Raw genomic sequence first — 18,509 nt, forward strand, 5'->3', positions numbered from 1 at the left:
ACTTCGACAATATCAGAACGGAATGCTCTATTCCATAAGAACCGCCGCCAAAGGAGCGGAAGCGGGCCCACACGATCAGCCGGTGCCCTCCCGGTACGCCTCCACCGCGTAGCGCAGGCGGGCGCCGACGAGGAGCGCCTCGTCCTCCGGGCAGCCGAGGAGCCGGGTGACGAGCTCGACGATCTGCTCGTCGGTGAGATCCGGCTCGAGCTCGGCGATGTGCCCGACGATCTCGACCAGTTCGGGACGCTTGTAACCGGCGATCGACCGCCCACGCCTCACCAGCCCATGCCCACCCGACGGCTCGGCCGCACCAGACCGAGGCGAAGACCCGACCGCCCCAGGCCGGGACGGCGGCCCGGCGGCCTGGGGCCGGGACGGCGACCCAGCCGCCTCGGGCCGAGGCGAAGGCCCCGCCGCGTCGGGCCGGGACGGCGGCCCGGCCTTCTCGGCTCGGGGCGGCGGCGGCCCAGCAGTCTGGGGGCGGGGTGGCGACCCAGCCGCCTCGGGCCTGGGCGGTGGCCCGGCCGCCTCGGGTCGAGACGGCGACCCGGTCTTCTCGGCTCGGGGCGATGGCCCGACCGTCTCGGCCCGGGACGGCGGCCCAGCAGTCTGGGGGCGGGGTGGCGACCCAGCCGCCTCGGGCCGAGACGGTGGCCTGGCCGTCTCGGAGCGAGGCGAAGGCCCGACCGCCTCGGGCTGGGACTGCGACCCAGGCGCCTCGGCTCGGGGCGATGGCCGGACCGTCTCGGGCCGAGACGGCAGCCCCGCCGTCTCAGGCCGGGACGGCGGCCCAGCCGCCTCGGGGTGGGGCGGTGGCTCGGGTGTCTCGGGTGGGGGTGGTGGCTTCGGTAGTGGGCCGGGCTTGCCCCATAGGGCGGGAATGTCCGGTCGGGGTGCGGGCGGGCCGGGCTCGGTCTCAGGTCCGCGTGCGTTCGGGCCTGCGTCCAGCCGGCGAGGCGGAAGGCTCGGAGCGCCACCCGGGGAACGCGGAGTCCCCGGCCCCGGCTCCCGTGGCTCCCGCCGTGGGGCGTCCAGCCGTCGAGGCGGCAGGCTCGCGCCCTGGCCGGGTCCCCGCGAGCCCTGCGCGGGCGCGCCGGGCCGCGGCGCCGGGGGCGAGGGCGCCTCCAGGTCCCGCTGCGTCAGGTCGGGCCGCTCGGACGGCCCGCTCGCACCCCTGGGAGCGCTGGGCGTGCCGTCACGGGGTTGCGCGGGACGCGGCGGGACGCGCAGGTCCTGCGCCGTCACGTCCGGCCGCTCGGGCGGAGTCCGCGGACGCTCCAGAGCACGCGGGTCCGGGACCCTCCCCGGCCCGGCTTCGCGAGGGCCGCCGGGGCGCGATTCGGACGCCGGCACGCCCGGGCGCACCGGCGGGGCGGCCGGACGCTCGGGAGGACGCGGGTCCCGGCCGGTCTGCGGTGCTCCCTCGCGAGGTGCGGCGGACGGGCGCACGCTCGGACGCGTCGGCGGGACACCGGGGCGTCCGGACGGGGGCGGTGGCGCCGGGGGCGTGATCGGCATGTCCCGCTGGGTCGCGTCGGGCCGCTCGGACAGTGCTCTCGGCCGTGCGGGCGGGGCGCCCGGACGCTCGGGGGCGCGCGGGGCCCGGTCCGCCTCGGGTGCCGGGGGGCCGGGACGTGGCGGCGCGGCGGGCGGCTCCCGGGGCGCCTCGTCCGGACGATCAGGTGAGGGGGCGGTGGTGAGCGCGGTGAAAAGGGAGCTCGTGGAGGTCACCGCTTCGTGGAGGTGGGCGGGGAGGAGGGTGGTCGGGGGCGGCCCCTCCGGGGGTTGCAGGGCGGGACCCGCCGGCCCCACGAGGATGACGCGCGGTGCGTGCCAGAGCACGTAGAGGGCTTCGGCGCCGGCTTCGTGCTCGCCGTCGACGATGACGACGTCGAAGCCTTCGGGGACGGGCGGGAGGACGTCCGGGATGCGCCACAGGGGCAGGATCCAGGCGGGGACGACGTCGGGGGCCGAGGGCGCGCGGGCGGCGGCGGACGTCCAGGCCCGGGCGGCGGTCAGGTCGGCACGGGCCTTGTGGAGGTCGTCCTCGGCCGCGGCGAGGGCGGTGCGGAGGCGTTCCTCCGCGTCGGCGGGGGCGGGGGGCGCGGCGCGGCGGCGGGCCCAGGCCCAGGCGTCGTCCCAGCGGCGGGTGCGGGCGTGCCAGACCTCGTCGCCGTCGGTGGCGATCATGAGGTTGGCGAGGTCGGGGTGGACGGCGCGGACGCGGGCGAGCAGCTCCGCGCAGCGGTTCTGCCGGGAGCGCTCGTGCCGGGCCTCGGCCAGGGCGCCGAGTGCGCGGCCGTAGGCGGCGGCGTCGCGGGCGTCGATGGCGGCGAGGGCGTCGCGGATCTCGGGGGGATCGTCGTCGTCCACGGGGCCGATCGAGTCGCGGAGGGCGTCCAGGTCGGCGGTGGCGCGGTTGACGCCGAGCCCTTCGAGGGCGTTGCGGAGGGCGGCGGCGTAGTCGTGCCACTGGATCGGATGCACGAGCGGAATCCGGAAACCGGAGCGTTCGAGGAGCCGCCGCGTCGAGTCCAGTGCGGTCATCGCGTCCCGGACGCGGGCGAGGCGGGCGTGCGCGCGTACGAAACGGGCGACGCGGTCGCCGGGCGGCAGGTCGGCGGGGAAGGAGATGCCGGCGGCCTCCCACACGTACTGCAGCTCCCGGCAGGTGATCCGCACCATGAGGTCGGTGTGGACGAGGTCGAGCAGCTCGGGCGTGGCCGGCGCCGCGCCGTCCACCGTCACCGTGGCGAGGAGCGGCTCCGCCTGGCGCTGGGCGGAGGAGCGCAGCGGCCCGCGTTTGAGGGCGCCGCCGTCGGCCAGGTACGTGCGGAGGTCCTGGGCGGCGGCCGCCAGGCCGCGCAGGTCCGCGTCGGCGGGCAGCTCGATGTGGTGTCCGCCCAGCTCGGCCAGGGCGCGCTCGGCCCATTGGGCGCGGGACGTCATCTCCACGACCCGGGCCCAGATGAGCGGGCGCCGTTCGGCGAGCGCGTCGCCGAGGGCGCGTACGGCGAGGTCGGAGGCGTTCCAGCCGCCCGGGTGGCCGTCGAGGCCGAGGTCGCGGAACGCGGCGCCGACGGCGGAGGCGTCCCCGTCGAGACGGGCGAGGAGGGTGACGTCGCTGTCGCGGAGGCGCTGGGAGAGGTCGGTCTTGGAGCGTTCGGCGCGCTCGGCTGCGGCCGTCTCCGCGTCGATCAGCGTGCGGACGTAGGCGGCGCTCGGCAGGGCGCCCGGGTCGATGTCCCGCTGCGCGGTGCGGGCCTTGCGCTCGGCGGTCTCCTCCGCGAGGAGGACCACCAGCTCCGCGGCCTCGGACCGGGTGATGGGCGGGCCGGCCGGCATGTCCGGCCGGACGGGCATCCACGAGAGCTGGGGGTCCTCGCCGCCCGGGTCCGGCGGGGGCTCGTCCGGTTCGCCGCGGCGGAGGCGCTCGGTGATCTCGGCGACCCGCCGGGCGGCGGCCTCCTCCCGGTCGGCGAGCGGGCCGAGGTCGGGGGCGGGGCCCCCGCCGCGGACGCCGTCCGCCACCCGGGCCGCCGTGGCCGGGTCGGTGGCGGTGAGGGCGGCGAGGCCGGGCGGCAGCGCCGCGCGCAGCTCGGCGGAGGCGGCCGGGCCGGACGTCGCGACGAGCACGCGGTGCCCGCGGGCGAGCAGCCCGGCGAGCAGGTCCGGGACGGTCTCCGGCGCGCGCTCCGGCACGTGCATGACCTGCGGTCTCCTGGTCCCCGAGACGAACCGCCCGAGGCCGTCCGGGACGCCGCGCGGCAGCAGGCCGAGCAGCCTGGCGTGGTGGTCGGCGACGGCCTCGCGGCCCTGCGGGCGGACGACGAGCGCGGGCGCGAGCCGGATCCGCGGGACGGGCGAGGCGCCGTCGGCGTCCGGCGTCCAGTCCTCGCGGTAGTCGGCCGGGCTCGTGAGCGCGACCTGGCACCATTTGCGCAGGACGTCCCCGACCGACGCGTTGAGCCCGAATCCCTGCCCGGCCTGCACCGCGTCCGAGACCCGGCCGGCGGGCCGGAAGCCGGGATGCCCGGCCAGCAGCTCCCGGTCGCGCAGGCTCGTGTGGCCCGTGAGGACGACGTCGATGCGTTCCGTCCGCTCGTCCAGCACGATCCGGACGGGCGTGCTCAGCAGATGGTCGTGGACGGCCGGACGCCACGACAGCAGGCCCGTCGCCAGCACCACCTCCGCGCCGGACAGGTCGCGGAGGATCCGGTACCAGTTGCGGAGGGCGAGCCAGCCGTCGAACTCGTCCAGCACGACCGGCGGGGTCAGCGGGATGACCGGGACGCTGAACAGGACGTCGCCGGGCCCGGCGTCCCGCTCCACGTAGACGTCGCCGGGCAGTTCCGCCAGCCAGTGGACGTGGTCGTGCTCGGCGAGGTCGCGGGACGGGCGCCGCCGGGCCCGCGCGAGGTCGCGCAGGTATCCGAGCAGCCGCGCGGCGTGCTCGGCCTCGCGCGCGGCGGCTTCGTCCACGGCCCGGCCGGGCCGGCCGGGACCCGGGGCCTCGTCGGGCACCGCGGCTCCTCCCCTTCCCACGGGAATGGTGGTGCCCCGATCTAACACCCCCCGGGCGGGCCCGGTCGAGCGCAATCGTTGATCTTGGCTAGTGGGCGCCCGCCATGTACCGGTCCTCGGCCGGCATCATCACCCAGAGGACCAGGTAGACGACGAACTGCGGCCCGGGCAGCAGGCACGACAGCAGGAACAGCAGCCGGACGGTCCACGGGGTCATGCCGAACCGGCGTGCGAGGCCGGCGCAGACACCCGCGATGATCCGGTCGCGGCGCGGACGGTAGAGGCCGTTCATGGGTTCTTCTCTCCCCGATTCGTCGAGCGGTGAACACGGCCGCGGTTCTCACGGCCACGTTCTTCACGCTACGAACCGGACAGCGCACCTCACATCAGCCGTCCGACCTGTTCTCGCCCCATACTCCGGACTTAGGGGACGTCCCTTAGGGGGCGTTGTACTCGGCGACGAGCTTCGGCAGGCCGGCCAGGTCGTCCAGGACGAACAGGCAGTCGCGGAGCGCGTCGCCGTCCTCCTGGATGTGCCCCCAAGGGCCGCGTCTCAGGAACGCCGCCTGCATCCCGAACGCCAGCGCCGGCCGGACGTCGTTGTCGATGCGGTCGCCCACGTACAGGACGCGGTCGGGGAGGACGTCGGCGAGCTGGGCGCAGCGCTCGAAGAACTCGTGGGACGGCTTGCCGACCCCCCACACGTCCGAGATGCCGACGACGTCCGCGTCCAGGCCGAGCGCCGCCATCTGCTCGGCCGCCTGGACCGGCTGGTTGCCCGCGATCCCGACGAAGAGCCCCTGGTCGCGCAGGCCGGACAGGCACGCCCGGGCGTCCGGGTACAGGTCCTCCGGCCCGAACCCGTTGGGGACGCCCGCCTCGGCGCGTCTGCGCTCCTCCTCCGCCAGGTCGAACCCGGACCGGAAGTACTCGAAGAGGTCGATGTGGGTGCCGCCGGTCGCGAGCAGCGCGCCGAGCTTGGTGAGGAACGTGTGCCTCGGCACGCCCAGCCAGTCGGCCCATCGCCCGTAGATCTCGCCCTCGTTGATGAGCGTCTCGCCGATGTCGAAGAAGACGGCCTGGATCCTGCGGGGGGTCAGGTTCACGCGGCGGCCAGGTCTACGGAGGTGCCGGGGACGAGGCGGCGGAATTCCTTGCCCAGTTCGTTGCCGGCCCTCGTGACGGCGGTCTCCATGACCGTGAGGCCGATGTCGTTCAGGAGGCCGTCGTGGATGACGAAGGCCCGCTCCGGCGCGACCGCGCGCGTGTAGGCGAACAGCTCGGTGATCTTCATCCAGGGCGCGTTGCCGGGCAGGCACAGTGTCGGGACGGGCTCGGCGGGGACGGTCAGCGCGTCTCCGGGGTGGAAGACCTCCCCGTCGATCAGGAACCCGGTGTTCGGAATGGGCGGGACGTCCGGGTGCAGGAGCTCGTGGTCCTCGCCGTAGACGTGGACGTCGAAGCCCGCGATCGTGATCGCGTCCTCGTGGCCGACCTGGTGGACGCGGCCGCCGAGGTCGGCGAGGTTCTCCGCGACGACGCGGGACGTCCACACCTCCAGGTCGGGACGGGCGGCCATCGCGGCGCGGAGCGCGTCGGCGTCGAAGTGGTCGAAGTGCTCGTGGGTGATCAGGACGGCGTCGGCGCCGGCGAGGGCGCCGGACGCGTCGCTGAACGCGCCGGGGTCGATGACGATCGTGCGGTCGTCCTTGCTGATCTGCACGCAGGCGTGCCCGAGCTTGGTGAGACGCATCAGGCGATTTTTCCACGCCGGGCGTCCGGTCCCATTGACCGGCCCCGGGGCCGTTGATAGAACACGTTCTAATTTGGGCGCGACCCTGCGCAAGGAGGCGGCGATGCCCGTTCCCGACCAACGCGACCCCGAGATCACCAGGCGGCGCCTCACCCGGTGGCTGGACCGGCATCTTCCCGGAGTCCGCATCCCGCACGTGGAGACCCCCCAGACCAGCGGATTCTCCAACGAGACCCTCATGTTCGAGGCCGAGTGGGCCGAGGGCGGCACGGCGCGGAAGGAGCGGCTCGTCGCGCGGGTCGCCCCGGAGAAGTACCAGATCTTCCCGGAGCCGCGGTTCGCGGAGCAGTACCGGCTGATGCGCGTCCTGGACGAGCGCAGCGGCATCCCGGTGCCGCCGATCCGCTGGTACGAGCCGTCCCCGGACGTGCTGGGCGCCGCCTTCTTCGTGATGGGACGCGTCGACGGCCGGGTCCCGACCGACATGCCGCCGTACCACACCGGCGGCTGGGTGACGGAGGTCGCGCCGGCGGAACGCGCGGCGATGTGGTGGTCCACCCTGGAGATCATGGCGAGCCTGCACCGGCTGGACGTCCGGGGGCTCGGCCTCGGCTTCCTCGACCAGCCGGAGTGGGGCGCGCCCGGCCTCGGCCAGCGGCTCGGCTACTACGAGAGCTATCTGCCGTGGGCCTACAAAGGCCCGCAGGAGACGGCGCTGAAGGCCCTGGAGTGGCTGAAGGCGAACCGTCCGGACGAGCCGGACGACCCCGTCGCGCTGTGGGGCGACGCCCGCATCGGCAACGTGATCTTCCAGGCGGGCGTCCCGGCGGGCGTCCTGGACTGGGAGACCGCGGTGCTCGGCGCCCCCGAGGAGGACCTCGCCTGGTTCATGTTCCTCGACCGGCACCACTCCGAGGGCGTCGGCGCGGCCCGGCTGCCCGGCTTCCCGTCCTACGCGGAGACGATCGCCCGCTACGAGGAGCTGCTCGGACGCCCGATGCGGCACATGGCCTACTACGAGATCCTGTCCGGCTTCAAGTTCTCGGTGATCATGGCCCGGATCGGGCAGGCGATGATCGACTTCGGCTGGATCGACGAGTCCGACGGCTTTCCGTACGACAACAACTGCACGCAGCTGCTCGCCCGCATCCTGGAGGGGGACCGGTGACGCTCTCGCCGCTCGACGACTACCCGATCCACCAGGCGCCGGAGGTGATGCGGCACGTCACGACGTCCGACCGCAACTTCTACGACCGGTACTACTTCAACGTCCACCCCTGCTCGGACGAGCTGATGATGATCATCGGGATCGGGCAGTACCCCAACCTGGGGGTGATGGACGCCTTCGCGGTCGTCCGGCGCGGGCCGGTGCACAAGGTGGTCAGGGCGTCCCGCGAACTGGGCAACGACCGCATGGACACCACGGTCGGCCCGTTCCGCGTGGAGGTCATCGAGGGACTGAAGCGGCTCCGGGTCGTCCTGGACGAGACAGAGCACGGCCTGTCGTTCGACCTCACCTGGGAAGGGGCGATCCCCGCCACGCTGGAGCCCCCGCACTTCCTGCGCTGGCAGGAACGCGTCGTCTTCGACTCACGACGCCTCGCGCAGACGGGCCGCTGGGCGGGGACCATCACGGTCGACAGCGAGACCATCGAGGTCACCCCCGACCACTGGTGGGGCTCGCGAGACCGCTCCTGGGGTATCCGTCCCGTAGGCGAGCCAGAGCCGCCGGGCATCCAGCTGAAGAACGCGGGCACGTTCTACTGGCTGTACGCGCCGATGCAGTTCGAGGACCACTCGATCCTCTGCATCGTGCAGGAGGATGAGAAGGGACGCCGCGTCCTGGAAGAGGCCACCCGCGTCTGGCCCGATCGTGAGGCCGAGTACCTGGGACGTCCCGAATACCGCCCGGAGTACGCGGAGGGCACCCGTGACGTGGTCACGGCGACCCTCCGGTTCGCGCCGCCCGGCGGGGAGCCGTTCGAGATCAGGGCGACGCCGATCCTGCCCGTCCACCTGATGGTCGGCACCGGGTACGGGCTGGAGCCCGGCTGGAAGCACGGCATGTACCAGGGGCCCGACCTGAAGGTCGAGGGCGTCTCCTACGACACCCGCGAACCGGGCGACGCCGCGCTCATGTGGGGCATGGTCGACGCCGTCGGCCGGTACGAGTACCTCGACGGCGCGCAGCCCACCGGCGGCGTCACCGGGCACGGCCTCTTCGAGTACTGGGCGCTGGGGCCGCACCCGTCCTTCTCCGAGTGATCGATCTGCCAGACTGGCGACCGTGACGACCCCGCCTTCGCCCGACCCCCCGGACGCGGGGCGGCCGTCCCGGAAGGAACTGGACCGGCAGGTGCGCGACCGTTACGGAACCTGGCGCGACCAGCCGCGCGGCCTGGCCTGCGCGGTGATCGGCGCCTTCATGATCCTCACCACGGCGGCGTTCGTGTTCGCCGTGGTCGCCGTCGTCATGGCGATGCGCTGAGAGGACACGAGACCGGAGCGGCGGCCCGGGCGGACGTGCCCCGGTCTCGTCCTCCGCACGTCAGGTAGGGGTGCCCCCGCCCCCCTCGGCGATGGTGAAGGCCACGTCGCCCTGCGGGTCGACCTGGGCGTCAAGGGTCTTGTCGTCCAGGAGCTCGGCGACCGAGGGCTCCAGGTACACCTTGGCGCCCTCCTCCTCGACGACCTGGTCTCCGGCCTCGGGCGCGGGGGCGACCGAGAGCCGCAGGGCGTCCGAGCCGTCGAGGCCGGACTCGATGCGGATACCGGTGTCGGGCGGAAGCTCCGGATTCGCGGTCACAGTACGAATGACCTGAACGGCACCGCTGGTCAGCGTGAGCACGATCAGCTCCTCACGTTTCTTTCGTTCTCGGATCGGATCTGCCCCACCCTCCCCGATCCCCATGGCGGTAAACATGGCCGGGAACATCGATCCGTGATCGGCCGGTCTCAGTCCGCGCTCGGCGCCAGGGCCCGCACCGCGTCCGGCAGGGACAGGTTCCCGCCGGGGACGATCGCGAGGACGGGCGTGGTGAGCCCGTTGTCGGCGTACTCGCGGACACGGGCCCGGCACGCCTCGGGCGACCCGTGGACGATCAGGTCGTCCACGACCTCGTCCGGGATGACCTCCAGGGCCTTCTTGCGGTCGCCGGCCGCCCACGCCTCGTTCATCGGGCGGAGCGCCTCGCCGCGCCCGAGCCACTCGTGGAACGCCCGGTAGACGGGGACCGTCATGTACGCGGCGATCATCCAGCGGCCGATGGCGCGGGCCTCCTCGGCGTTCTCCGTCGGGCAGACGAACAGCCGCGCGATCAGCTCGGGGTCGTCGCCCAGCTCGCCGCGGACCGTCCGGACGTCCTTCGGCGCCAGCCAGTTGGTGATCGCGCCGTCGGCCTCGCGGGCGGCGAGCCGCAGCATGCCGGGACGCAGCGCCGCGAGGACGATCGGCGGCGGCGCCGCGGGCGCGTCGTCCAGCTTGAAGCCCTTCACGGCGAAGGTGTCGTACTCCTCCTTCACCTTCTCCCCCGCGAGCACCCTGCGGAGGAAGCGCAGCGTGTCGCGGGTGCGCTTGTACGGCTCCTCGAACGGGATGCCGTTCCACCGCTGCACGATCGTGTCGGACGAGGTGCCGATGCCGAGCACGAACCGTCCGGGCGCGAGACCGGCGAGGGTGGCGGCCTGCTGGGCCAGCAGCGCGGGGCCGCGCGTGTAGACCGGCACGATCGCCGGGCCGAGCCGGAGTTCGGGGTCCCACTGCGAGGCGAGCGCCAGCGGCGTGAACGCGTCGGCGCCGTTCGTCTCGGCCGACCAGGCGTCGGTGTATCCGAGCCCGGACAGTCCGGACACGATCTCGCGGTGCTCGGCCAGCGGGAGCCCGGTCAGCGGAATGGTCAGTCCCCAGCGTGACATTCGGTTCTCCTTGTTCCTGGCGATCAGGCGATCGATGGGCGGACGGTGGCGCCGCCGTCCACGACGAGGGTCTGCCCGGTCATCCAGGACGAGGCGTCGCCCGCGAGGAACACCGCGGCGTTGGCGATGTCCTCCGGCTCGCCGATCCGGCCGAGCGGCATGAACTTGCTGATCTCGGCCTCGTTGTTCTCCCACAGGGCGCGGGCGAGATGCGTCTTGACCAGGCCGGGCGCGATGCAGTTCACCCGGACCTTCGGCGCCAGCTCCATCGCGAACTGCCGGCTGAGGTGGATCACGGCCGCCTTGGTGGCGTTGTAGTAGCCGATGCCGTGCTCGGTGACCATGCCGCCGACCGACGCGATGTTGATGATCGCGCCGCCGCGCTCGGCGAGCGACGCCCGCAGCGCGAGCTGCGTCCACTGGACGATCGCGAACTGGTTGACCTGGACGGTCTTCGCCGCGGCGGCGGGCTCGATGTCGGCCATCGGGCCGAAGTAGGGGTTCGTCCCGGCGTTGTTGACGAGGACGTCGAGGCCGCCGAACTCGGCGACGGCCGCGTCCACGCACGCGGCGGCCTGCTCGGCGTCGCCCACGTGCGCGGCCTTGGCGAGCACGCCCACGTCCGGGTACGCCGCGCCGATCTCCTTGGCGACCTCGTCCAGCGCCTCCTGCTTGCGGGAGGAGAGGACGACGTTGGCGCCCTCGGCGGCGAACGCGGTCGCGATCGCCTTCCCGATCCCCCGGGACGCCCCGGTGACCAGGGCCGTCCTTCCCTGAAGTCCAGTCCGCATCCGCGCGCTCCCTACCTGTTCGCACCCTGTGGGCGGCATGGGCAGAATCCGACTCGGTTCACTGTACCGAAGTGACTGACGAGTCAGTTAGCTGGCCCCGGACGCCTTCGTCCCGGTCACCGGACGGCCCATCTTTCTAACGATCGTTTGATTGGTACGCTGCGCCGGTACGACACCGGGCGGGAGAACAGGGAGGGCCGCGTGACAGCCACCAAGGAGCGTCGTCCGGCGATCGAGGGCTGGTTCGCCACCGAGGGCGGGGACGTCCGCCTGCTGGGTACCCGCTGCACCGCCTGCGGAACGCCGTACTTCCCGCGCAACGAACTGGCGTGCCGCAACCCCGGCTGCACCGGTCCGAAGGACGGCTCGGAACTGGAGCCGTACGCCCTCTCCGGTCGCGGGCGCATCTGGTCCTACGCCGACTCCCGCTACAAGCCGCCGCCCCCGTACGTCTCCCCCGACCCGTTCGTCCCCTACGCCGTCGCGGCCGTCGAACTCGACGCCGAACGGATGGTCGTCCTAGGCCAGGTCGCCCCCGGCCACACCGTCGACGACCTCGCCGTCGGCATGGAGGTCGAGCTGACCGAGGGCGTCCTCTACGAGGACGACGAAGCCGAGTACACCGTATGGATGTGGAGGCCCGTGAAATGACGCGCGACATTGCCGTGCTGGGCGCGGGGATGCATCCGTGGGGCAAGTGGGGGCGCAACTTCGTCGAGTACGGGCTGGCGGCGGCGCGGGCCGCGCTCGCCGACGCGGGCCTCACGTGGCCGGACGTCCAGTACGTGGCCGGCGCGGACACCATCCGCAACGGGTATCCGGGGTTCATCGCGGGCGCCACGTTCGCGCAGGCGCTCGGCTGGTCGGGTGCGCGGGTGTCCAGTTGCTACGCGGCGTGCGCGTCCGGGGCACAGGCCATCAACACGGCGCGCGCGCAGATCCTCGCCGGCCTGTGCGACGTCGCCCTGGTGGTGGGCGCCGATGCCGCGCCCAAGGGCTTCTTCAAGCCCGTCGGCGGAGACCGCCCGGACGACCCCGACTGGCTGCGGTTCCGCCTCCTCGGCGCGACCAACCCGATCTACTTCGCCCTCTACGCGCGCCGGCGGATGGCCATGTACGGCGCGACGCTGGACGACTTCGCCGCCGTCAAGGTGAAGAACGCCCGGCACGGGCTGTCGAACCCGAACGCCCGGTACCGCAAGGAGGTGACCGTGGAGGACGTGCGCGAGTCCGCCGTGGTCGCCGACCCGTTGCGGCTCCTCGACATCTGCGCCACCAGCGACGGCGGCGCCGCGCTCGTCCTGACGTCCATGGAGTTCGCGCGGCGGCACGGGGTCACCGATCCCGTTCGCATCCCGGCGCTGTCGACGGTGACGCCGACGTTCCCGAAGACCGTCCTGGACCTGCCCGACTTCGCGACGGACTCGGCGATGACGGCGCCCGAGCCCGAGCGGCCGTTCCGGTCGGCCATCGCGCACGCCGCCTACGAGGAGGCCGGCATCGGCCCCGGGGACCTGTCGCTCGCCGAGGTCTACGACCTGTCCACGGCCCTTGAGCTGGACTGGTACGAGGACATCGGGCTGTGCGAGAGGGGCACCGCGGAGGAACTGCTCCGGTCCGGCGCCACCACGCTCGGCGGCCGTGTCCCGGTCAACCCGAGCGGCGGGCTCGCGTCCTTCGGCGAGGCGATCCCGGCGCAGGCGATCGCGCAGGTGTGCGAGCTGACCTGGCAGCTGCGCGGGCAGGCCGAGGGCCGCCAGGTCGCGGACGCGCGGGCCGGCATCGCGGTGAACCAGGGCCTCTTCGGCCACGGCTCCGCGGTCATCGCCGTCCGGTGACCCGCCGCAGGGCGGTCACGCGACGGTGAACCCGTCGCACGCCAGGTAGTAGGCGTCGCCGTTCGGGTGGACGTGCAGCCAGATGACCGTCCAGTCGCCCTTCATGAGCGGGTACGTGCCCTTGTCGGCGCCCTGCCACTGGAACTCGGACGGATAGTGGATCTGCAGCCACGCGCTGTTCCCGGGGTACAGGTGCGGCTTGCTCGCCACCTCCCCGGTGACGCTGTTCCCCTGCTGCTCGATCGGAGGACGGACCTGAACGGCCACGTAGTACTTCGACGGATTCGTGTACTTGAAGCGCAGGCCGAAGTCGACGGTCTGCTTGGTGTACGGCTCGCGCGGCAGTGACGTCTGGATGTCGCTGGCGACCTTGAAGTCCTCGGGACGGACGGCGGGCTGGCACGCGGAGTTCGCCTTGGACCACCGGAGGTTCGCGAAGTCGTCGGTCGGCTGCTTCACCAGGATCTGGTCCGGCGGAGCGCCGCCGGTTCCGCCGCCGGCGCCGTTCCGGGGTTGCTGCGCGCCCGGGGACGAGCCCGCCGGGTCGCCGGTCGCGCCGGCGCTCCGCGCGCCCTTCCCGGCCAGAGGGGTGTCCGGCTTCTCGTCGGCGCCGTTGTCGAGGGCGAACCGGGCGACGAGGGCACCACCGAGGATGACGGCGGCCACCGCCGCGCCCGCCGCGATGACGGCGGCCCGCGACCGCCCGCGCGTCCGGCCCGGCACCGTCCTGGTGCGGTCCGGCGGGACGAGCCCCGACGCGACCGCGTCCGGGAGGCTGACGGGCGCCGGCCGCGGAACGCCGACGAGCCGGCGGTAGGCGGGATCGGCGGCGAGCGGAGCCTGCGCCGCGGTCATCTGGAGCAGCCGCTCCAGCGGCACCCTGGTCTGCGGCTCCTTCGCGGCGCAGAGCCGGACGAGTTCGGCGACGCGCGGGTCGGCCCCGTCCAGGTCCATCTCGCCGCCGAGGGTCCGGTGGATGACCGCCTCGATGCGGCCGCCGCCGAACGGCGGACGTCCCGTGGCGGCGTAGGCGATCGTGCCCGCGAGCGAGAACACGTCCGACGCGGGCAGCGGCTGCTGCTCGCGGACGACCTCGGGCGCGACGAAGCCGGGGGTGCCGTTCCACGCCCCGGTCTGGGTGATCTGCGTCTGGTCCTCGCCGCGCGCGATGCCGAAGTCGATCAGCTTGGGCCCGTCCGGTGCGAGGATCACGTTGCCCGGCTTGAGGTCGCGGTGCTGGACGCCGTGCCGGTGGATCTCCAGCAGCCCCTGGGCCAGCTCGGCGAGCAGCCGCAGGCAGGTGTCCGGGGGCAGCGGCCCGTACTCGGCGACGGCCTGCCGCAGCGTCGGGCCGGGCACGTACTCGGTGGCCAGCCAGTGCGGCGGCGTGTCCAGGCCGGCGCCGACCATCGCCGCGGCGAACCGGCTGCGCACCCGCTCGACGGTCGCCACCTCGCGGCGGAACCGCGCGAGCGCCTGCGGCCCCTCGAAGTCGTCCCGGATCACCTTGACGGCGATATGCCGTCCGCCACCGGTCAGCCCCAGATAGACCTGCCCCATGCCGCCGGCGCCGAGGCGGGCCAGCAGCGGGTAGCCGCCGACCTCGGCGGGGTCCTCCGGACGGAGTGGTTCCACGATTCACCGGCCCCTCGTCATCACGTTCCGCGGAGGAATGATCTCATTCCGCGAGGGCCTCCGGGACCGGCGCCGGCCGGGCCGGCAGGACGTCTACCAGGGACAATGTGACCCAAATCACCATGCTGACCCTGTGTGACCTGGGGTGGAGCGGTCACGTGTCTGATGTCACCCTCTCGGCGGGTATGCGAACTTCCTGAGACTCCGGGGGCGGCCGCCGCGGCCGGGGGGACCGCCGCGGCCGTTCCCGGACCCGCCCGATCGGCTCCGGGGCGTCGGGGGCGCCCCGGAGCCGACAGCCCCCATTCCGCGCCGCCGCCCCGGCCACGAGCCGGGCGTTCGTTCACCCGACTTCACTCCCGCATGGGCGGAAGACGCTCGCTTCACGGCAATCCTCACCTGGCGCCGATGGCATCGCCAGGCGATAGCCGACTCCGTATAGTGAACATAAAGTTACAGATAGTTGTTCATCGTGGTTTAGTTCGACAAATCCCCCGTGCTTGGCAAGGAGGCGAGAGCGATGTCCCTTGCGGTCGGCGACGTGGCCCGGATGCTGATCGTGCTGGCGGTCTTCCTGCTGGCCGCGCACCTGGGGGCGGCCTTGTTCCTCCGGCTGCGCCAGCCACCGGTGATCGGCGAAATCGCCGGAGGAGTGCTCCTGGGTCCGAGTGCGCTGGCTCTGGTCGCCCCGGGGGCCGCCGGCTGGCTGGCCCGGTCCGGGACGCCCACGGCGCACCTGCTGGGCGCGGTCTACCATCTGGGCACGATCCTGATGGTGTTCCTGGCCGGGCTGGAGATGCGGCCGGGCGGTCAGGGAGCCGAGCGCAAGACCGTTCTGTTCACCAGCGCCACCGGCCTGGTGATTCCCTTCGCCGGAGGCTTGGCCATCGCACAGGTGGCCGACCTCGATGCGCTGGCCGGCCCGCACGGCTCGGGCGCCGCGATCTCCCTGGTGCTGGGGCTGGCGATCGCGGTGACCAGCATCCCGGTCATCTCGCGGATCATGATGGACCTCGGGATCCTGGGCACCCTGTTCGCCCGCACGGTGCTGACCGTCGCGGTGATCGAGGACATCCTGCTGTACGTCGTGCTGGCGGTGATCCTCGGCCTGGCCAATGTCCAGGCGCACTCCACCTTCGGTCTGCCCGGGCTGATCGGCGCCGAGGGGACCGGGTGGTACGTGGCCTACTACGTCGCCGTCTCCGTGCTGTTCTTCGTGGTCCTGCTCGCCGGCGGCCGGCCGTTGTTCCGGTGGCTGTCCGGGAGCTGGCGGCTCCGGGTGCTGGAACGGCGCAGCCCGGCGGCGCTGCGGCTCGTGTTCCTGTTCGCGCTGTGCCTGTGCTGCATGGCCCTCGGCATCGATCCGATCTTCGGCGCGCTGCTGGCGGGCGTCGCCATGGCCGACCCGGCGTCCGCCGAGTCGCCCGGGCTCGGCCTGCTGCGGGGATTCGCGCTGGCGTTCTTCGTGCCGGTCTACTTCGCGCTGGTGGGGTTCCAGATCGACCTGGCGCACGACCTGGACCTGCTCTTCTTCGGCTGGCTGTTCGCGGCCGCCTGCGCGGTCAAGTTCGGCAGCGTGTGGGCGGGCGCGCGGCTGGCCGGCCGGACCCGGACCTGGTCGACCGACTTCGCGGTGGCGATGAACGCCCGCGGCGGTCCCGGCATCGTGCTGGCCGCGGTGACCTTCGCCGCGGGCGTCATCAACGCGACCTTCTTCGTCGCGCTGGTGCTGCTGTCGATCCTCACGTCACAGCTCGCCGGCGTGTGGCTGGCCCGCTCGCAGCGGCGGGGCCACGGCTACCTGTCGCCGGACCTGGACGGCACGCAGGCGGCGCCCCAGCAGACCGCCGCATGAGGGCCTGCCCGCGTTCAGGGGAGCTTGCGGATCTCGTCGATGATCCCGGGCATCGCCTCGTTGTTGTGGCGGACCCAGTCGAGCAGGACGGCGACCTGCTCGTCGGTGTAGGTTTCGAGCCGCTCGCGGAAGGCGCGCCCGATCGGCTCGAAGTACTGGGCGAACTGGACGACGTTCTCCTCGACGAGCTCGACGATCACGCGCCGGCGGTCGTCGGGGTCACGGGTGCGCCTGACGTACCCGGCCCGCTCCAGCCGGTCGATGACCGCGGTGATGGCCCCGCCGGTCGTGATGCCCATGAGCTGCGCGAGCTGTCCCGGCGTCTGCGGCCCGTCCAGCGTCAGCGCGTTCACGCACTGCGCGTCGGTGACGTTCATGCCCGCCTTGCTCGCGGTGGCATGGTGCAGCAGCACCGTGAACATCGTGCTGCGCTGCATCGCCATCTGCAGCTCGCCCGCCATCCGTCCGCGCTCCGGGGTCGACACGCCCCACCTCTCCCTCTTTTTCTCTCATATAGAGAGGCTCATTTCAAGAGCGACTCTCTGCAGGAGATTCTATAGGGCGCGCGCGGGCGGGACCAGCGGGGACGAGCGTGTGGCGAAGGCGAGCCGATCTCTACCGTGCTCCCTCGGCCACCTGCTTCGCCCAGCGGTAGTCCGCCTTCCCGGCCGGCGAGCGCTTCATCTCCGCCACGAAAGCGTAGACGCGCGGCACCTTGTAACCGGACAGGTGCCTGCGGCAGTGCGCGTCCAGTTCTTCGGCCGGCGGCTCGGCAGCCGACGGCTGGATCACCGCCGCGACGCGGCTCCCCCAGCGCTCGTCCGGAATGCCCGTCACGACGGCGTCGTAGACGGCCGGGTGCCCCTTCAGGACGGCCTCGATCTCCTCCGGGAACACCTTCTCGCCACCGGTGTTGATCACCTGCGAGCCGCGTCCGTACACGGCGATCGACCCGTCCTCCTCCACGGTGGCGATGTCGCCGGTGAGCAGCCAGCGCTTCCCGTCCACCATCGGGAACGTCCTGGCGGTCTTCTCCGGGTCGTTGTAGTAGCCCTGCGCGATGTACCCGGTGCGGGCGACCTGGCCGATGACGCCGGACCCCGGCTTGACCGGCTGGAACGCGTCGTCCAGCACGGTGACGTTCTCCACGTCCGGCGCGAACCTCAGGCCCTTCTCCGGGGTGGACCCGGCGACCGCGGCGGCGGTCGAACCCGACTCGGTCGACCCGAACCGGTCCAGGATCATCGTGTTCGGCAGCAGCTCCTGGATGCGGTCCCGGACCGTCCCGGTGAAGATCGCGCCGGTGGAGACGTAGGCCAGCAGCGACGAGGTGTCGTAGTCCCCGCGCGCCAGCTCCTCCGCCATCGGGATCGCCATCGCGTCCCCGGTGATCGTGAGCGAGTTGACCTTCTCCCGCTCGATCGTCCGCCACACGTCGGCGGCGTCGAACTTGCGCGTGTAGACGAGCGTCGCGCCCATGAACCAGGCGATCCAGGTGGCCATCTGCGCGGCGCCGTGCATCAGCGGCGCCACCGGCATCATGGTCATCGGCCCGCCGTTGCGGGCGTTCTCCACCACGTCCCCGGGCTTCGACGGGGGCGGGAACGCCGGGTTCCAGAACGCGAGCAGCATCTGCTCGGTCGACCACATGACGCCCTTAGGCATCCCGGTCGTCCCGCCGGTGTAGATGATGTAGAGGTCGTCCTTGGAGCGCGCGGGGAAGCCGCGCGTGCCGTCCGCGTCCTTCAGCGCCTCGTCGTATGCGACCGCCCCCGGGATGGACGGCGTGCCGCCCACCGCGACGAGGTGCTTGAGCTCGGGCGCCTCCGGGACGGTCGCCGCGACGCGCTCCTCGAACTCCACGTCGTACAGCAGCGCGACGCTGTCGGAGTCCCGGTACACGTAGAGCAGCTCGCTCTCCACGTACCGGTAGTTGACGTTGATGGGCACGGCCCGGATCTTCAGCGTGGCCAGCATCGCCGCCGCGTACTCGACGCCGTTGTAGAGCTGGACGGCGACATGCTGGCCGGGCCGGACGCCCGCGTCCGCCAGATGGTGCGCGAGACGGTTGGCGTGCTCGTCCAGCTCGGCGTAGGTGAGCCGCCGGTCGCCGCACACCAGGGCGACCCGCTCCCCGACCGCGTCCACGACTCCCTCGAACAGGTCAGCGTGGTTGTACTCCATCGGACGTCCTC

General features: G+C 72.8%; 16 protein-coding genes. 6 read left to right on the forward strand and 10 right to left on the reverse strand.

All coding sequences use genetic code 11. From position 1 onward, the window contains the following. Positions 1-75: 75 nt before the first annotated feature. The 4 genes from ACQPZP_RS37145 to ACQPZP_RS37160 form a co-directional block, all read right to left on the reverse strand. Complete coding sequence (locus tag ACQPZP_RS37145; protein ID WP_433474346.1) at positions 76-4,527, reverse strand: hypothetical protein; 4,452 nt, start codon at positions 4,525-4,527, stop codon at positions 76-78. 88 nt (positions 4,528-4,615) lie between these two features. Then, positions 4,616-4,819 (reverse strand): PspC domain-containing protein, encoded by a 204-nt coding sequence (locus ACQPZP_RS37150; protein WP_433464289.1) that lies wholly within the window; start codon positions 4,817-4,819, stop codon positions 4,616-4,618. Between the two features lie 145 nt (positions 4,820-4,964). Beyond that, positions 4,965-5,633 (reverse strand): HAD family hydrolase, encoded by a 669-nt coding sequence (locus ACQPZP_RS37155; RefSeq protein WP_433474347.1) that lies wholly within the window; start codon positions 5,631-5,633, stop codon positions 4,965-4,967. After that, the gene (locus tag ACQPZP_RS37160; protein WP_433474348.1) at positions 5,630-6,280 is read right to left on the reverse strand and encodes an MBL fold metallo-hydrolase; all 651 of its coding nucleotides are present in this window, start codon (positions 6,278-6,280) and stop codon (positions 5,630-5,632) included. The genes ACQPZP_RS37155 and ACQPZP_RS37160 overlap by 4 nt, the downstream gene beginning before the upstream one ends. A gap of 103 nt (positions 6,281-6,383) precedes the next feature. Here ACQPZP_RS37160 and ACQPZP_RS37165 point away from each other — a divergent pair, with 103 nt between their 5' ends. Genes ACQPZP_RS37165 through ACQPZP_RS37175 form a run of 3 tightly spaced genes read left to right on the forward strand, consistent with a single transcriptional unit; the run spans position 6,384 to position 8,768 of the window. Then, complete coding sequence (locus tag ACQPZP_RS37165; protein ID WP_433474349.1) at positions 6,384-7,448, forward strand: phosphotransferase family protein; 1,065 nt, start codon at positions 6,384-6,386, stop codon at positions 7,446-7,448. Further along, entirely contained in the window at positions 7,445-8,545 is a 1,101-nt protein-coding gene (locus tag ACQPZP_RS37170) for a hypothetical protein (RefSeq protein ID WP_433474350.1), read from the forward strand. The genes ACQPZP_RS37165 and ACQPZP_RS37170 overlap by 4 nt, the downstream gene beginning before the upstream one ends. Positions 8,546-8,567: 22 nt before the next feature. Beyond that, positions 8,568-8,768, forward strand: a complete 201-nt coding sequence (locus tag ACQPZP_RS37175) for a hypothetical protein (RefSeq protein ID WP_433474351.1) — start codon at positions 8,568-8,570, stop codon at positions 8,766-8,768. A gap of 60 nt (positions 8,769-8,828) precedes the next feature. Here the strand turns inward: ACQPZP_RS37175 and ACQPZP_RS37180 are convergent, their stop codons facing one another. The 3 genes from ACQPZP_RS37180 to ACQPZP_RS37190 form a co-directional block, all read right to left on the reverse strand. Further along, complete coding sequence (locus ACQPZP_RS37180; protein WP_433464295.1) at positions 8,829-9,128, reverse strand: Fe-S cluster assembly protein HesB; 300 nt, start codon at positions 9,126-9,128, stop codon at positions 8,829-8,831. A gap of 107 nt (positions 9,129-9,235) precedes the next feature. Further along, a complete protein-coding gene (locus tag ACQPZP_RS37185) occupies positions 9,236-10,195 on the reverse strand; it encodes an LLM class F420-dependent oxidoreductase (protein ID WP_433474352.1) in 960 nt (319 codons plus the stop codon). A 23-nt stretch (positions 10,196-10,218) separates the two neighbouring features. Continuing rightward, positions 10,219-10,986, reverse strand: coding sequence for an SDR family oxidoreductase (locus tag ACQPZP_RS37190; RefSeq protein WP_433474353.1), 768 nt, complete (start codon positions 10,984-10,986; stop codon positions 10,219-10,221). Between the two features lie 201 nt (positions 10,987-11,187). Here ACQPZP_RS37190 and ACQPZP_RS37195 point away from each other — a divergent pair, with 201 nt between their 5' ends. Then, positions 11,188-11,637, forward strand: coding sequence for a Zn-ribbon domain-containing OB-fold protein (locus tag ACQPZP_RS37195; protein WP_433464298.1), 450 nt, complete (start codon positions 11,188-11,190; stop codon positions 11,635-11,637). Beyond that, positions 11,634-12,824, forward strand: coding sequence for a lipid-transfer protein (locus ACQPZP_RS37200; RefSeq protein ID WP_433474354.1), 1,191 nt, complete (start codon positions 11,634-11,636; stop codon positions 12,822-12,824). The genes ACQPZP_RS37195 and ACQPZP_RS37200 overlap by 4 nt, the downstream gene beginning before the upstream one ends. A gap of 15 nt (positions 12,825-12,839) precedes the next feature. Here the strand turns inward: ACQPZP_RS37200 and ACQPZP_RS37205 are convergent, their stop codons facing one another. Then, entirely contained in the window at positions 12,840-14,459 is a 1,620-nt protein-coding gene (locus ACQPZP_RS37205; RefSeq protein WP_433474355.1) for a serine/threonine protein kinase, read from the reverse strand. Between the two features lie 520 nt (positions 14,460-14,979). On the opposite strand from ACQPZP_RS37205, the gene ACQPZP_RS37210 reads away from it, so the two are divergent. After that, a complete protein-coding gene (locus ACQPZP_RS37210; protein ID WP_433474356.1) occupies positions 14,980-16,314 on the forward strand; it encodes a cation:proton antiporter in 1,335 nt (444 codons plus the stop codon). Between the two features lie 14 nt (positions 16,315-16,328). Here the strand turns inward: ACQPZP_RS37210 and ACQPZP_RS37215 are convergent, their stop codons facing one another. Further along, on the reverse strand, positions 16,329-16,799 hold the full coding sequence (locus ACQPZP_RS37215) for a MarR family winged helix-turn-helix transcriptional regulator (protein WP_433464302.1): 471 nt from the start codon (positions 16,797-16,799) through the stop codon (positions 16,329-16,331). Between the two features lie 130 nt (positions 16,800-16,929). Further along, positions 16,930-18,498 carry an acyl-CoA synthetase gene (locus ACQPZP_RS37220; RefSeq protein WP_433474357.1) on the reverse strand — a complete coding sequence of 523 codons (1,569 nt, stop codon included), beginning with the start codon at positions 18,496-18,498 and terminating at the stop codon, positions 16,930-16,932. Positions 18,499-18,509: the final 11 nt, after the last annotated feature.

Origin of the sequence: Spirillospora sp. CA-142024 (genome assembly GCF_050942325.1) — a bacterium.
In the GTDB taxonomy this organism is placed as follows: domain Bacteria; phylum Actinomycetota; class Actinomycetes; order Streptosporangiales; family Streptosporangiaceae; genus Spirillospora.

Coding starts and splice junctions, on each gene's coding strand:
- ACQPZP_RS37150 (WP_433464289.1), bottom strand. CDS start 4,819: ATGAACGGCCTCTACCGTCCGCGCCGCGACCGGATCATCGCGGGTGTC.
- ACQPZP_RS37160 (WP_433474348.1), bottom strand. CDS start 6,280: ATGCGTCTCACCAAGCTCGGGCACGCCTGCGTGCAGATCAGCAAGGAC.
- ACQPZP_RS37165 (WP_433474349.1), top strand. CDS start 6,384: ATGCCCGTTCCCGACCAACGCGACCCCGAGATCACCAGGCGGCGCCTC.
- ACQPZP_RS37185 (WP_433474352.1), bottom strand. CDS start 10,195: ATGTCACGCTGGGGACTGACCATTCCGCTGACCGGGCTCCCGCTGGCC.
- ACQPZP_RS37190 (WP_433474353.1), bottom strand. CDS start 10,986: ATGCGGACTGGACTTCAGGGAAGGACGGCCCTGGTCACCGGGGCGTCC.
- ACQPZP_RS37200 (WP_433474354.1), top strand. CDS start 11,634: ATGACGCGCGACATTGCCGTGCTGGGCGCGGGGATGCATCCGTGGGGC.
- ACQPZP_RS37210 (WP_433474356.1), top strand. CDS start 14,980: ATGTCCCTTGCGGTCGGCGACGTGGCCCGGATGCTGATCGTGCTGGCG.
- ACQPZP_RS37220 (WP_433474357.1), bottom strand. CDS start 18,498: ATGGAGTACAACCACGCTGACCTGTTCGAGGGAGTCGTGGACGCGGTC.